3 pseudogenes are annotated in these 1146 nt (G+C 63.4%); 2 read left to right on the forward strand and 1 reads right to left on the reverse strand.

From position 1 onward, the window contains the following. A pseudogene (locus AC066S_RS38870) lies at positions 1 to 208 on the forward strand (IS630 family transposase); the annotation flags it as partial. 352 nt (positions 209 to 560) lie between these two features. Here AC066S_RS38870 and AC066S_RS38875 read toward each other — a convergent pair. Next, a pseudogene (locus AC066S_RS38875) lies at positions 561 to 779 on the reverse strand (IS256 family transposase); the annotation flags it as partial. On the opposite strand from AC066S_RS38875, the pseudogene AC066S_RS38880 reads away from it, so the two are divergent. Further along, positions 773 to 1146: pseudogene (locus tag AC066S_RS38880) on the forward strand (transposase); the annotation flags it as partial. The pseudogenes AC066S_RS38875 and AC066S_RS38880 sit on opposite strands and share 7 nt — an antisense overlap.

Genomic DNA, 1146 nt, shown 5'->3' on the forward strand with positions numbered 1-1146 from the left:
CAGTGCGTCGTGGCTCAATCAGGTCGAGGTATGGTTCTCAATCTTGCAGGGACAATCGCTCAGCGGCACCTCCTTCACAAGCCTCAAGCAGCTTCAGGAACACATCGATGCCTACGTCAACGCGTACCACGACAAAGCCGAGCCCTTCGTCTGGACCAAGAAAAAGGTCCAACGCCGTTTCAAAGGCCGCCGTCTCACGCAGCTCTGATTCCGGGTACTAGCTTTGCAGAAACTGATGAGCAAATGGACACAGCCAACTTTGCGGATGCGTTCGCCAGTATGCGCTTAGCCGAATCTGGGGGATGTCCCGGGTCCTGTTGAGTTTCTGAGGAGGTCGGCGTTGCCCACCTTGAGCCGGTAGGCTCGGGCTGATTCCACAAAGGAGAGCAACGCCATGACGAGAGATATCACACCGGCTGGTTCGCCCGTGGCGCGGCCCGCAGGCCGCCGTCACATCCGCCTCCATCATCGTGCCGAGCGCCTCGATCCCCGCCGCAAGGCAGAACCGATCGAAGCTCGCCCGCACTTCCGCAAACGCTTCGTCCACAACCCCAGTCGCCGACCACCAGAAGGTCGAGCGTGGACAGATCGGCAGCCATGAAGTCGGCCAGCCGCGCCGCCGACAGCGCAACGAACCTCCGCGAGGCCGCCGATTTCGAAATCCCAGATCCGGGCGGTGCCGGCACGTCCCCCTCGGGCAGCCGGACGGCGCGGCCGAACCGGCGCGTCGACACGTTGATCAGCATCAGGTTCATCGCCCAGCGACCGAGCCATCCAAATCGACGGGCTGCATCTCGACGACGATCTCGTGCTAGTCGCCGCGATCGGGGTTGACGGCGAAAGGCAACAAGCATCCGCTGGCGTTGGTGGAAGGGGCGACCGAGAATGCCGCAACGGTTCAGGCCCTGCTGGACAACCTGGTCTCGCGCGGGCTCGCCCCGACGGTGCCAAGACTGTTCATCGCCGCCGGCGCGAAGGCGCTGTCGAAGGCGATCCGCCGCACCTTCGGTCCGGCCGCTGCGATCCAGCGCTGCCAGATCCACAAGGCGCGCAACATCATGGAACGCCTGCCGAAAGAGCATCATGCGGCCACCATGCGCCAGGCCTGGGAGCTCGATGACGCCGACAAGCGAAAAATTGATCCGC

The sequence above is a fragment of the Bradyrhizobium sp. CFUWI genome, assembly GCF_056429085.1.